Below are 14,206 nucleotides of genomic sequence, written 5' to 3' on the forward strand. Positions count from 1 at the left end.
TCTAAATCTTATATTCCGACATATACCCTTTGAATTCATTTGTTAGTTTTTTAAAGTCTGTTATCCCTGAGGTCAGTTTCATTATTTCTTCAGAGTAGCTAGTTACATTAGAGCTTACTTCCTCTGTAGATGCAGAATTTTCTTCTGCAATTGCTGCAAGAGACTCTATACTTTCAAACATCGAGTATATCTTTTCAGACTGAACTTTAAGCTCCGTTATGGAGTATACCATTTTGTCAGCAACTGTAGATATTTTTGCATTGGCTTCTTCTGTGTTGTCTATAGCGTTTTTTATGGATTTGCTTTCTGATTGAATCACACTATTTTGCTCTGTAATGCTTCCAACCATACTATCCATGTCGTTAAGAAACCCATATACATTTGCCTTTATGTTTTCTGCTGCCTTTTCTGATTGCTCTGCCAACTTTCTAACCTCATCTGCAACTACAGAAAAACCTCTCCCCATCTCTCCTGCTCTTGCAGCTTCAATAGATGCATTTAAAGCAAGTAGGTTTGTCTGGTATGCTATTGAAGAAACAAAAGAAGCTATTCCCTCAATTTCTTTTCCTTTATTTTTTAGGTTTATACTCTCGTCTCTTACTAATTCAAATTTTCCAAGGATATTTTCAAGACTGCTTACTGTATTATCAAGAGCCTTAAATGACATTTTTATATCTTCAAGTGCCTCTTCAAGCTCTATTTTGTTTTTAGACTCATCCTCAGATATATTTTTTATACTCTCTACATTTGACTGTAAAAGAGATACGCTATTTTCTGTTTCAAAGGCTTGAGTCGTAGAGGTTTCTGCAAGCTGCTCCACAACATCCGCTATATCCTTGCTTGTAGTATCCATTTTAGTGGATATATTCCCAAGTGTATCACTAAAGCCTTGCATTTCTTGAATCATACTATTAAATCCAATAAAATCCTCTGCAACAGAGTCCTTATAGTTATTAAGCATATTGTGAAGCTCTTCATATATATCGTTTCCAGTATCTATCTGATTTTTTACTATATAGTCCTTTCTAGTCAAATCCATTAACTCCATTTTTATATCTTCTATAGGAGATGCGGAAAGCTTGTACCCTACAAATGAAGCTATTGCCGTAACAAAAGGGATTAGTAGATAGCTATACTGAAGGTCTTTAGTTAAAAAGCCCACTGCTATTCCTGCAATAAGGGAAAATACTGCATTTTTTATTCCTAAATCCTTAACAAAACCTAAGGACATAAATCTATTGAAGGTATATTTTTTGAATTTCCTTATTTCATATGGAAAGGTAAGCTTAAGCCTCATTTCTCCATCATTTCTATATATTTCTTCTACCTTTATTTCCTCATTAAAGTGATTCATAGCACCTTTTATAAGACCCATTAGATAGTTGTTCATATTTCTTTTTGATTTATAGGTAAAGTAAGCTTCTTTTTTTCCTATTATATCAATATCAAGTACGGGAGGATTGGAACCCGGTATTCTTTTTCTTACAACCTGATGGACATCATTCATAGAATTCAAAAATTGAAACATATTGCTTTTATCAAAAAATGATGAATATCCTGCATGAAAGGCCTTTACATTATCACGGCCTATCTCTCTCCACAAATCCTCTTCCGAGATTGAGAACTCTTTGGATATTTCTTTTATAAATCTATATACTTTTTCATCAGCGATATCATCCAGTGGTGATATTGTGGTTTCTGGATCCATTCCCGCTAATTTCATCTTTTCTTTAACTACATCTTCAGGATAAAGCTTACTTAAAGTTTTTATCCAAGTCCCAACAACTGTACCTTTCAAATTCTTTCCTCCATTCGCTAGTGTCACTCAGAGTCATTAATATAGTTTTCTAAATCTTCTATTCGTTTTTCTAAAAGTGCAACTCTTACTTCTAGGTCTTCTTTATCTAGAGATTTGTTTTTTAATCTATTTAAAAAATAAACCCCTAATAGCAAAGGCACTATTAGCATTCCAAGCAAAGCCAGTATATTGGCAAATTGTAATATATAAATCATCCTACACCTCGGCTTTTAAGTCTAACTCAATTTTATCAGCTTTATTTGAATTTAACAATTATTTACTTTTTTAAAACCCCTGCATTTTCATGCAGGGGTTTTAAAATTAATCTACAGCTATAACATACCCATCATTTTCAAAAATATTTATTATATGGCTCCAAATTTCATCTGTTCCTGTTTTTTTGAGAGCTGATATAGGCATCACTTTCTCTCCAGTATAATTAAGTTTTTTTCTAATTACTGAAAAAGCTTTTTGATATGCCCCTCTTGATATTTTATCTGATTTTGTGGCTATGACAGTAACTGGTATATTGTAGTGAACTGCATAGCTGTGCATCATTACATCATCTTCTTTTGGTTCATGTCTTATATCAACCAAAAGAAATATATGTTTTAAGTCCTTGCTGTTTTGGAAGTATTCTTCCATTACTCTTCCCCATTCTTTTCTAGAATCCTTGGACATCTTTGCATATCCATATCCAGGAAGGTCAACAAAGTAAAACTCATTGTTTATTTTGTAGAAGTTTATTGTTCTGGTTTTTCCCGGATTTTGACTAACTCTAGCAAGGCTTTTTCTTCCTAAAAGGGTATTGATAGAAGAAGATTTTCCTACATTAGATCGTCCTACAAAAGCAACCTCCGGAAGGCCATCATCAGGGTATTGATCTTTTTTCATTGCACTTATTACAAGCTCTACATTTTTTATCTTCATTAGTTCTCCTCATTTCTAACTAAAGCTTCTTCTAAAACCTGCTCCATGTTAGACACAAGTACAAACTTTAGCTTCTTCTTTACATTTTCAGGAATCTCATCAAGGTCTCTTTTATTCTCTTCTGGAAGTATTATCGTCTTGATTCCCGCTCTATTTGCTGCAAGGACCTTTTCCTTGATTCCTCCAACTGGAAGTACCTTACCCCTTAAAGTAATCTCTCCAGTCATAGCTAAATCTCCTCTTACAGGAATATTACTAAGGGCGGATAGTATTGCAGTCGCCATTGTCACTCCTGCGGAAGGACCGTCTTTTGGTATAGCTCCTTCTGGAATATGGACATGAATGTCCTTCTCTTTATAAAAATTTTCATCAATATTGTATTTATCTGATATAGATCTTATATAGCTCATACCTGCTCTTGCAGATTCTTTCATTACGTTTCCAAGCTGACCTGTAAGCTCTAGCTTTCCATTTCCTTTCATAGTACCTATCTCTATAGTAAGAGTATCTCCTCCAACTGCTGTCCACGCAAGGCCAGTTACTGTACCTACTTCTGGAGCTTCAGTGGCAAGCTGGTATCTAAACATAGGTTTTCCAAGGAATTTTTCTAGATTTTGTTTATTTACTCTAACTAGGCTTAAATCCTTGTCTTCTACTTTCTTTTTAGCGGCTTTCCTACATATCTTTCCGATTGTTCTTTCAAAATTTCTTACTCCTGACTCTCTTGTATACTTATTAATTACTTCTCTTAAAGTTTCATCTGAAATTTGAAGAAAGTCTTCTGTAAGGCCGTTTTCCTTAAGCTGCTTTGGAAGAAGGTATATTCTTCCTATTTTGAGCTTTTCTTCCTCTGTGTACCCTGATATTTGGATTACTTCCATTCTATCAAGAAGAGGCCTTGGAATTGTAGATAGTGAATTTGCTGTTGTTATGAAAAGCACCTTTGAAAGATCAAAAGGAACCTCCATATAGTGATCCGTAAAGTCCTTGTTTTGCTCTGGATCTAATACCTCAAGCATTGCGGATGCAGGGTCTCCCCTAAAATCTGATGCCATCTTATCTATTTCATCAAATAAAAATACAGGGTTCTTTGTTTTTACTTCTTTTATAGCATTTATTATTCTTCCAGGTATCGCACCTACATAGGTTCTTCTATGTCCTCTGATTTCTGCTTCGTCTCTTACTCCACCAAGTGAAACTCTAACGAATTTTCTATTAAGTGACCTTGCTACAGACTTTGCTATAGAAGTCTTACCTACTCCTGGAGGACCTACAAGGCATAGTATAGGACCTTTCATTGATTTAGATATAGTTCTTACTGCAAGATATTCTATTATTCTTTCTTTTACTTTTTCAAGTCCAAAGTGATCCTCATCAAGAATACTTTCAGCTAGCTTTATATCTAGTTTATCCTTTGTTTCCTTACCCCAAGGAAGAGCAAAAAAGTTATCAAGATATGTTCTTATTACTCCACCTTCTGCAGAAGAAGGTGACATTCTCGATAATCTATCTATCTCTTTACTTATTTTTTCAGTAACTTCTTTAGGTAGCTTTAGTTTTGAAAGTTTTTCCCTATATTCATCAATTTCATCTGCTATTACTTCGTCTTCTCCAAGTTCTCTTTGTATTGCCTTCATTTGTTCTCTAAGGTAATACTCTTTTTGAATCTTATTTACCTGCTTCTTAACTCTTATATTTATCTTTTTTTCTATTTCAAGAACTTCTATTTCCTCAAGGAGAATCCTATATATTTCCTCAAGTCTCTCTTTAGGGTCAAATACTTCAAGTATTTGCTGCTTTTGCACAGGCTTTAGCACTATATTTGCAGCTACAGTGTCTGCAAATCTGCTTGGCTCATCTATATCTGCAAGGGTTACAAGAATCTCTCCAGATACTTTATTACCTACATTTACATATTCCTCAAATGTATCCATAACAAGTCTCATAGTAGCATCTATATCTTTGTCTTCCTTTAGAACATCGCTATATACTATCTCTTTTAATTTTGCTCTAAAAAACGGCTCAGTCTGATAAATTTCAGAAATCTTTGCCCTTGATATCCCTTCAACAAGTACTCTTATTGTATTTCCTGGAAGCTTGAGCATTTGCTTGACCTTACATATAGTTCCTACGTTATAAAAATCTCCTTCTACAGGTATGTCTATTTCAGGATCCATTTGAGTAGTTAAAAAAACTAGCTGCTCCTCAAGCATAGCTTCTTCAAGAGCCATTATTGATTTTTCTCGTCCTACATCAAAATGAATTACCATATAAGGAAATATCGAAATACCTCTTAAAGGTATCAGGGGAATATCTACTGTCTTAGTCTTATAATTTTTTGGCATATTCCATTTCTCCTCTCTTAGCTTGTTTATATTTTAAATCCAATGTTATTTATCATATTCATGGACTTAGTTTTCATATTAATGTTATCATAAAAAGTATAGATTGTTTAATTATACCCAATTACTTGAATTTCTAATTGTTAGGAGGTTAGTAAATTTGTTTAAGCTTTTTAGTACTTTTTTCAAAATGGGTCTTTTTACATTTGGCGGTGGGTATGCAATGATTCCCATAATGGAGAGAGAGCTTGTTGATAATACCAAGATGATAACAAAAGATGAATTTGTTGATTATATCTCAGTTGCACAAAGCTTTCCAGGTCCAATAGCCGTGAATCTTTCTATTCTTTTAGGATATAGGTTTATGGGCCTAAAGGGTGCTTTATCTTCACTTTTAGGTGTTGTACTTCCATCTTTTATCGTAATACTTATTGTATCACTATTTTATGCAAAAACCAGAGATTCAAAAATTTTAGAAGGTTTTTTTAACGGAGTATCTCCTGTAGTACCCGCTCTGCTTCTTGTATCTGTTTTAAATCTGTTTAAAAAAATAAACAAATCAACAATTGATATTACCATGATTTTGGTAACTTTCATAGGGGTTGCTTTACTTGGCATCAATCCACTGTGGATGATAGGAGGAGGTGTACTCGTAGGATTATGGAACCATTTCTACAAATTTTCCTAGTTTTTGTAAAAATAGGAAGTGTAAGCTTTGGGGGAGGCTATGCAATGCTTCCATTTATAGAGCAGGAGGTAATTACTGTAAATAAATGGCTCACTCCAACTGAATTTTTGGATGTGCTTGCAATTTCTCAAATCACACCAGGTCCTATTGCCATAAACTCAGCAACTTTCATTGGTTTTAATCATCTTGGTTTTTTAGGAAGTCTGCTTGCTACTACTGGCATTGTATTTGGTCCTTTTATATTTATGAGCATAGTATCAGGCTTTATAGAAAAATATAAATCAAGTTCCCTAATGAAAAATATTCTTTCTTATATAAAGCCAGTTACAGTTGCACTAATACTTTCAGCCACTTATTCAACATTTTTGAAAAGTGTACTTGATGGGAAGTCACTTGTAATTTTTTTAGTTTCTGCTGCTTTGCTCATGTATACTAAAATACATCCAATAGGAATTCTTCTTTCTTTTGGAGTAGTAGGAATCATATTGAATATCCTTTGATTTCATCACAAAAGGGATGCATTTGCATCCCTTTGTATATTTCACTTATTTCTTAGGCAGTCTCTTCTGGATTATTTTTTGACTTTTTTAGAATAACATAAGGCTCTTTATTTTCAGTAATACATTCCTTAGTAATTACCACCTTTTCAACATCATCTCTTGATGGAATTTCAAACATTATATCCATAGTTGCTTTCTCAAGTATGCTTCTAAGACCTCTTGCTCCAGTTTTTCTTTCCATTGCTTTTTTTGCAATTTCAATAAGAGCATCGTCTTCTATATCAAGGATTACCTTGTCTAAGTCAAATAGTTTCTTAAACTGCTTAACTAGAGCATTTTTAGGCTCTTTCAATATAGATACAAGAGCTTTTTCATCTAGAGGGTCAAGAGTTACTACAACTGGAACTCTACCTACAAACTCAGGTATAAGTCCAAATTTAAGAAGATCTTCTGTCTGGATTTGCTTTAGTATCGCTGCAGCCTCAATATCTTTTTTAGACATTATTTTAGCTCCAAAGCCTAATGCTTTTTCTCCAACTCTTCTTTGTATTATTTTGTCTATACCATCAAAAGCTCCACCAACTATAAATAGGATGTTAGTTGTGTCTATTTGAAGAAACTCTTGATGTGGATGCTTTCTTCCACCTTGAGGAGGTACATTAGCTTTAGTTCCTTCTATTATTTTTAGAAGAGCTTGCTGTACACCTTCTCCTGATACATCTCTAGTTATGGATGGATTTTCTGATTTTCTTGTTATTTTGTCTATCTCATCAATGTATATTATACCTTTTTCAGCTTTAGCTATATCATAGTCAGAAGCCTGTATAAGTTTTAATAGGATATTTTCAACATCTTCACCTACGTACCCGGCCTCTGTAAGTGTAGTCGCATCAGCCATTGCAAAAGGTACATTCAGCATTTTCGCAAGGGTCTGTGCTAGCAGGGTCTTACCTGAACCAGTTGGCCCGAGCATCAAGATATTGCTTTTTTGCAGCTCTATCTCTTTATTTTTAGTATCTGTTGAGAATATTCTTTTATAGTGATTGTATACAGCAACTGCAAGAGTTTTCTTTGCTTCATCTTGTCCTATAACGTACTCATCCAAATACTTCTTAATCTCTTGCGGTTTTGGAAGTCCAGTTATTTCTGTATCTACGATTTCTTCAAATTCTTCTTTTATTATTTCCTGACAAAGCTCTACACATTCGTCGCAGATATAGACATTTGGTCCAGCAATAAGTCTTTTTACCTGATCTTGACTTTTCCCGCAAAAAGAGCATCTTAGCTGCTTTTTTTCATCAAATCTTGACATTAATTACACCTCTTTTAAAAATTTTGACTAAGGTCTTTTTTCAATTACCTCATCAATTAATCCATATTCCTTAGCATCAGTAGCCGTCATAAAGAAGTCCCTTTCAGTGTCTCTTTCGATTTTGTCCAGAGGTTGTCCACTTCTCTCAGCCATAATTTCATTTAATTTATTTCTCATTCTTATTATTCTCTCTGCGTGAATTTTAATGTCAGTAGCTTGCCCCTGAGTTCCTCCAAGAGGTTGATGTATCATTATTTCACTGTTTGGAAGTGCAAATCTTTTGCCCTTTGCTCCTGCAGTTAATAAAAATGCTCCCATAGAAGCAGCCATTCCTATACATATAGTTGCAACATCTGGCTTTATATATTGCATAGTGTCATATATTGCCATTCCTGCAGTTATGCTTCCTCCAGGAGAGTTTATATACAGGTAGATATCCTTGTCTGGATCTTCAGATTCAAGGTGAAGTAGCTGCGCTACCACTAAAGAGGCAGTATGATCGTTAACCTGATCTCCTAAAAATATTATTCTATCTTTAAGAAGTCTAGAATATATATCGTAGCTTCTTTCTCCTCTTCCTGTTTGTTCTATGACTATTGGTACATAAGCCATTTCCATACCTCCTCTGTCAGTTTTTATATATTAATTAATTATACTATAAAAATAATATTGTTCACACATTTACCTAATATACCCAAATTAAATCTATAAAAACTTTTTTTCAATACAAAATTACAGTAGCCAAAGGGCTACTGTAGCTTCGCGTTCTCCTTCATAAATTCAACTGTCTTTCTAGCTACTACTGTGTCTTTTATATATTCTAAATCTGATTCTCTAAGAGTTGATTTTATTTTTTCTACTTCCATTTTGTAGCTTTCCGCCATATCTTTTAGCTCTTTTTCCATTTCTTCATCAGAAACTTCTATGTTTTCAGCCTTTGCAACAGCATCAATTACAAGTCCATTTTTTACTCTTTTTTCTGCATCTGGCTTCATCTGCCCTTTAAGGTCGTCCATTTCAGTTCCAGTAAGCTTTAGGTAGTTTTCAAGGTCAAGCCCTTGATTTCTTAGTTGATGATCAAAGTCATAAAGCATGTTTTCAATCTGCTTTTCAATCATTACTTCTGGAATTTCAACCTTTGAGTTTTCTGCAACCTTTTCAATTATCTTGTTTTTAGTTTCATTTTCAGCCATTGCTGATTTTGATTTTTCCATCTTTTCTCTGATGTCTTTCTTTAACTCATCTAATGTATCAAATTCGCTTACATCTTTTACAAACTCGTCATCAAGAGCTGGTAATTCCTTTTCTTTTATTTCGTTTATTTTTACAGTAAATACTGCATCTTTTCCTGCTAAATCTTCAGAATGATATTCATCTGGGAATTTTACAGAAAGGTCTTTCTCTTCGTTTAACTTCATACCTTCAAGTTGTTCTTCAAACCCTGGTATAAAAGTATTTGATCCTACAACTATAGAGTAGTTTTCAGATTTTCCACCTTCAAACTCTTCTCCATCAACTTTTCCATTAAAGTCTATAAGAAGCATATCTCCAGACTTTACTTCTCTATCTTCTACAGAAATAAATCTTGCATTTTGTTCCTGCATTCTTTTTAATTCACCTTCTATTTCATCTTCTGAAACTTCAGATGATACCGCTTCTACTTCTATATCTTTGTACTGTCCAAGCTCAACATCAGGCTTTACAGCAACATCAGCTATAATTACAAGATCTTGACCTTTTCCTATTTCTTCAACATCTATTTCTGGTCTGTCAATAGCTTCTATGTTGTGCTCTTTCACAGCAGCTTCAAAAGCATCTGGGAATAAAGCGTTTATAGCATCTTCAAAAAATACACCTTCTCCATATTGCTTTTCAATTATAGCCTTTGGAGCCTTCCCTTTTCTAAATCCTGGTATATTGAATTTAGCTCTAGATTTTTGATAAGCATTTTGACAAGCCTTATCAAAGCTATCTGCATTTATTCTCATTTTTAGTGTTACAACACTATTTTCTTTTTTGATTATTTCCGAAACCATATATGCCTCCCGCTCAGTAATTAATTTTCTCAATAATATCCTATGTATTATAACATAAGTTTTAAATACAGTAAAATAAAATGAGATTTGACTAAAAGAAAGGAAAACTTTTGATTAGTTTTCCATAAAATTTCTTTATAAAATCTCAGCTAGTATTTTTTTCATTTCTTCTAAGGATTTTGCTCTATGGCTAATCTTGTTTTTTTCTTCAGAAGATATCTCTCCAAAAGTTTTGTCCATACCAGTTGGTATAAATAATGGGTCATAGCCAAATCCACTTTCTCCCATTAAGTCAAATCCTATCGTACCTTCACATATTCCTTTTGCTTTGTACTCTTTTCCATCAGGGAAAACCACTGCGATTACAGATACAAACTTTCCTTTTCTCTGATCCTTGCTGTACCCTTTTAAGAGGCTAAGGAGCTTTTCATTGTTTTTTTCATCAGTTGCACCTTCTCCTGAAAATCTTGCAGAATACACTCCTGGTCTTCCTCCAAGTACATCTACCATAAGGCCAGAATCATCTGCTATTGAAGGCATTCCTGTGAGCTTTGAAACTTCTTTTGCTTTTAGTATTGCGTTTTCCTCAAATGTACTTCCCGTCTCCTCTATTTCAAGACCTTCAAGACCAACATCCTTAAGAGAAAGAAGCTTAATATCAAAAGACTCAAGTATCTTCCCTATTTCTTCTATTTTATGGGAGTTTGAAGAAGCGATTACCATTTCAATTACTTCTTTTTCACTTATCATAGAAGATATTTCTTCTCCTAAAGCTTTTCTTTGGATTTTCATAAGCTCCTTGTTTCCCATTTCTCCTAGCTCTAAAAGGTCAAACAGTTGGGTTTTGTTGAATGGAAATTCTTCCCCTGTTCCTTGTAGCTCTACGAATTCACCTTTATCTGTCATCACAATATTCATATCCACTTGTGCTGATGAATCCTCTTCGTAGCAAAGGTCAAGTACAGGAGATTCTTTTACTATGCCTACACTTACTGCACTCACAAAGGAACTTACAGGAAATTCTTTTATTTGTTTGTTTTTATAAAGACCATAGAGGGCATCACAAAGGGCAACAAAAGCTCCAGTTATAGATGCTGTTCTAGTACCCCCATCCGCTTGAAGAACATCGCAATCTATCCATATAGTTCTCTCTCCAAGTTTGCCCATGTCAACAACTGATCTTAGTGCTCTTCCAATAAGCCTTTGTATCTCATGGGTTCTTCCGTCTATTTTTCCCCTTGCTGCATCCCTTATTTTTCTTTGATGAGTAGATCTTGGAAGCATTGAATATTCAGCACTTATCCACCCTTTACCTGTATTTCTTAAAAATGGTGGCACTTTTTCTTCTATAGATGCATTACAAAGCACCTTTGTTTCTCCAAACTCCACAAGGACAGAGCCTTCAGCATATTTTGTATAATTTCTCGTAATCCTTATGTCTCTTAGAGCGTTGTTCTTTTTCTGCATCTAATTTTCTCCTTTATGCAACTTTTAGTATTCTTTAAAATATCTATTTACTGCATTTACTATACCATCTACAAGCTTATTTTGGTAGCTATCATCCATTACTTGTACGATTTCTGTTGGATTAGTCATAAATCCAAGTTCAAGAAGTACAGCTGGCATTTTTGTTCTTCTTAAAACAGAAAGATTGGATCTTGGAATTATTTTTCTATCTGGTGCTCCAGAAGCTTTTACTATTTCAGTTTGAAATATTTGAGCTACTTTTTTTCCGTCTTCTGTAGGGTGATATAGGGTTTCAATTCCCCTTGCAGATGTATTTCCTGCTGCATTGAAATGAATACTTATAAAAAGGTCTACATCATTGTTGTTTGCTATATCTCCTCTTTCTGCAAGCTCAATAAACACATCTGTATCTCTTGTAGTTATTATATTATATCCCTCTTGTCTTAGTCTTTGAGCAAGCTTTTGACTTATCGATAGGTTTAACGCTTTTTCCGTTATATTGTGAGCTTTATTTACAGCCCCTGGATCTTTTCCACCATGTCCTGCATCTACAACTATAAGTGGAATATCTCTACTTTGTTTTGCAAATTTTATCAATATAGTTCCGCTGATTCCATTTTCCATAAAGAAATGTTCTACTCTGTCTTCAAGTTTGAATCTTACTATATTTTCCTGACCTCTTTCAATTATTTCAATTGATTTTATATTTCTGTCATTGATATTCCTTATTTCATTTTGAAGATTTGCATTTGCTTTTGGAATGCTAAACTCCACTGTGTTTGAAAAAGCATCCTTAGTTAGACCCTGCACAGGAAATGCCCCGTTTAGTCTAAGTGTGAACTGTGAATTAATTCTGTCTGAAGAATATCCTATATTTGAATTTTTTGGTTTTTGAGATTTATATTCTACTTGAAGAGAAGCGCCTGACTTCTTTAATGCTATCTCTTCTCTTTTTACATCCCCTTTAAGCTCCAGGGTTAATCTAACTTTATTTTCAGCAGGATAATAATGAGATCTCATCTCTTTAATAAATCCACTTGATGGATATAGTTTATTGGAATCTTGTCCTTGGCTAAGTGCAGTTTGATTTATGTCAATTACAAGTCTTTCAGGACTGCTTAGGAAAAAGCTGTCATATGTAAAATCTCTTGAAAGGGCTGAGGAAATATTAAATATCTCGTTGTCCATACTCACCTGATTTAAAGAGTAAATCACCTGATTTATTCCTTGAGGAAGAGCTGGAGTAGTCGTGTCAGGAACTACAGGATCTACAGGATCCGGAGCAGGAGTTTCAGGAAGTACAATAGAAGGCTCTTCTTCAGGTGTGCCTATTACATCAACACCTGTCAAGTCTAAGTTGTCAAGAGGGCTTCCATCTGTATTACTATCCTCGTTTCCAAATAAATCGTCTATTTCTCCTATAACAGTTTTTGTTTTCATATTTACTGAATTTGTAGCTGCATCATAGGCTATGTCAAGATTAAACTCATTTGATATAAATGCTAAGGGCACCATAGTTCTGCTGTCTACTATTATAGGAGCTACCTTATCAGGAAGATCTTTTTTTTCTCCATTTACAGTTGCAGATGGGCTATTTATTTTAAGTACTATTATTTTATTATCTTTTGTGACAGTTACCTCTTCTGTTTTTCCGTTCCATTCTACATTAGCTCCAAGACTTTGAGCTACAAGTCCCACAGGCACAAGAGTTCTTTGGTTCATAACAAGAGGAGGAACTTCACCTGCTTTTGCAGTTATTTTGCTTCCATCTATGCTTACGTTTGCAAGGGCTATTCTCTGAGATTTACCTGCAAGTTGAAAGCTCCCATATTCAATTTTAGGTGCCGCATAAGCAAAATTCAAACTCATAATTCCAATCATAAGACCCGCAGCTGCCATTTTGGTCAATTTTTTCATGATACTCCTCCTATTGTATTCTAAGATTAATCATCAACTTAGAATTAAAACAAAAATGTTAAATATATTTTAACATAAATTTCATTTTATGTGGTTTTGTTATTTAATTTTAATTTAATTAAAATTATTTCTAAAAATAGAATATCATGTTATGATAAATATTTTCAACAAAAGGAGTGCTTTGTAACTTATTCTTAATACTTATGTTATATTACTTTGTAAAGTTCATCTGACTGAGGTTTTTCTACTATTATTTCTTTGCCTTTATCAATTAGGACTATTTCTTTTTCCTTTGTGATGACTCCTATTCGGGAGAGTTCAATTTCTTTATCTTGAAAAGCTAGTTCTATTTCTTTCCTATTTTCTTTAGACGCGAAAAAAAGGAGACTTCCGCTTGATATTAGTTTAAGGGGATTTATATTAAAATGATTTGATATTTTTTTTGTTGTATTTGAAATTGAGATTTTTTCCTTGTAGATTTTAGCTCCAAAGCCTACTAATTCGCAGCTTTCCCAAACTGCTCCTAGTATTCCCCCTTCTGTAATATCATGCATAAGCAAAGCTCCAGAATTTTTTGCAAGTTTTGCATCCTCTATTACACTAAGTAGAGTGGAATATTTTTTTAATTTATTCATATCTTCTTCATCCAGTATATCCTTAAGCTCATTTTCCTTTTCTGTCCCTATTATATAGGTTCCTTCAAGTCCAGCATCCTTTGTAATGTAAATATCAAACCCTTCTTGTATCTCTATATTCTCATCATAAGTTTCTCTGTTTATAATACCAAGGGCGGTTATAGAAACTATAATTCTATTAACACTTGAAGTCACTTCTGTGTGCCCCCCTATTACTTGTACATTTTTTTCTTTTGCAGTTTCATCTATTTCCTTCATTATTTTTTTTATTTCCTCTTCTTTGGTGCCTATAGGACACAGTAAAGTCACTGTTATTGCAAAAGGCTCTGCTCCAGATGCTGCTATATCATTGAGATTAATCTCAACTGAAAGCCTTCCTATATTTTCTGTCGCTCCAGTAATAGGATCTGAGGATATTGATATTATATTATTTGCTGGATCAAATAACCCGCAATCTTGACCTATATATGGATGAGTCAATACTTCTTTTCTAAAAGAAGATATGTTTTTAAACACTAGTCTTTTTAGCTGTTCTATTGTCAGTTTTCCTTCATTAAGTTTTGACAAAAAAGTCACCTTCC

General features: G+C 33.9%; 12 protein-coding genes. 2 read left to right on the plus strand and 10 right to left on the minus strand.

What is annotated here, in order from left to right:
* Position 1: 1 nt before the first annotated feature.
* The 4 genes from J2Z35_RS01745 to lon all read right to left on the minus strand — a co-directional run bounded on the left by J2Z35_RS01745 (position 2) and on the right by lon (position 5,073).
* Entirely contained in the window at positions 2–1,798 is a 1,797-nt protein-coding gene (locus J2Z35_RS01745; RefSeq protein ID WP_209658734.1) for a heme NO-binding domain-containing protein, read from the minus strand.
* 23 nt (positions 1,799–1,821) lie between these two features.
* Positions 1,822–2,013: a hypothetical protein gene (locus J2Z35_RS01750; RefSeq protein ID WP_209658736.1), complete on the minus strand. Its 192-nt coding sequence runs from the start codon at positions 2,011–2,013 to the stop codon at positions 1,822–1,824.
* A 106-nt stretch (positions 2,014–2,119) separates the two neighbouring features.
* Entirely contained in the window at positions 2,120–2,728 is a 609-nt protein-coding gene (gene yihA / locus J2Z35_RS01755) for a ribosome biogenesis GTP-binding protein YihA/YsxC (protein ID WP_209658738.1), read from the minus strand.
* The gene (lon, locus tag J2Z35_RS01760; protein WP_209658740.1) at positions 2,728–5,073 is read right to left on the minus strand and encodes an endopeptidase La; all 2,346 of its coding nucleotides are present in this window, start codon (positions 5,071–5,073) and stop codon (positions 2,728–2,730) included. The genes yihA and lon overlap by 1 nt, the downstream gene beginning before the upstream one ends.
* A gap of 157 nt (positions 5,074–5,230) precedes the next feature.
* On the opposite strand from lon, the gene J2Z35_RS01765 reads away from it, so the two are divergent.
* Positions 5,231–5,758 (plus strand): chromate transporter, encoded by a 528-nt coding sequence (locus tag J2Z35_RS01765; protein WP_209658741.1) that lies wholly within the window; start codon positions 5,231–5,233, stop codon positions 5,756–5,758.
* On the plus strand, positions 5,731–6,258 hold the full coding sequence (locus tag J2Z35_RS01770; protein ID WP_209658743.1) for a chromate transporter: 528 nt from the start codon (positions 5,731–5,733) through the stop codon (positions 6,256–6,258). Before J2Z35_RS01765 ends, J2Z35_RS01770 begins: the two co-directional genes overlap by 28 nt.
* Before the next feature lie 52 nt (positions 6,259–6,310).
* Here the strand turns inward: J2Z35_RS01770 and clpX are convergent, their stop codons facing one another.
* The 6 genes from clpX to J2Z35_RS01800 all read right to left on the minus strand — a co-directional run bounded on the left by clpX (position 6,311) and on the right by J2Z35_RS01800 (position 14,192).
* Positions 6,311–7,570: an ATP-dependent Clp protease ATP-binding subunit ClpX gene (clpX, locus tag J2Z35_RS01775; protein WP_209658745.1), complete on the minus strand. Its 1,260-nt coding sequence runs from the start codon at positions 7,568–7,570 to the stop codon at positions 6,311–6,313.
* Positions 7,571–7,597: 27 nt separating this feature from the next.
* Positions 7,598–8,182, minus strand: a complete 585-nt coding sequence (gene clpP / locus J2Z35_RS01780) for an ATP-dependent Clp endopeptidase proteolytic subunit ClpP (protein WP_209658747.1) — start codon at positions 8,180–8,182, stop codon at positions 7,598–7,600.
* 137 nt (positions 8,183–8,319) lie between these two features.
* On the minus strand, positions 8,320–9,606 hold the full coding sequence (gene tig, locus J2Z35_RS01785) for a trigger factor (RefSeq protein WP_209658749.1): 1,287 nt from the start codon (positions 9,604–9,606) through the stop codon (positions 8,320–8,322).
* A 135-nt stretch (positions 9,607–9,741) separates the two neighbouring features.
* The gene (gene rph / locus J2Z35_RS01790) at positions 9,742–11,073 is read right to left on the minus strand and encodes a ribonuclease PH (protein ID WP_209658751.1); all 1,332 of its coding nucleotides are present in this window, start codon (positions 11,071–11,073) and stop codon (positions 9,742–9,744) included.
* Between the two features lie 24 nt (positions 11,074–11,097).
* A complete protein-coding gene (locus J2Z35_RS01795) occupies positions 11,098–12,990 on the minus strand; it encodes an N-acetylmuramoyl-L-alanine amidase family protein (RefSeq protein ID WP_209658753.1) in 1,893 nt (630 codons plus the stop codon).
* A gap of 206 nt (positions 12,991–13,196) precedes the next feature.
* Positions 13,197–14,192, minus strand: a complete 996-nt coding sequence (locus J2Z35_RS01800; RefSeq protein WP_209658755.1) for an AIR synthase family protein — start codon at positions 14,190–14,192, stop codon at positions 13,197–13,199.
* Between the last annotated feature and the right edge of the window lie 14 nt (positions 14,193–14,206).

The sequence above is a fragment of the Acetoanaerobium pronyense genome (genome assembly GCF_017874355.1).
GTDB classification, from domain to species: domain Bacteria; phylum Bacillota; class Clostridia; order Peptostreptococcales; family Filifactoraceae; genus Acetoanaerobium; species Acetoanaerobium pronyense.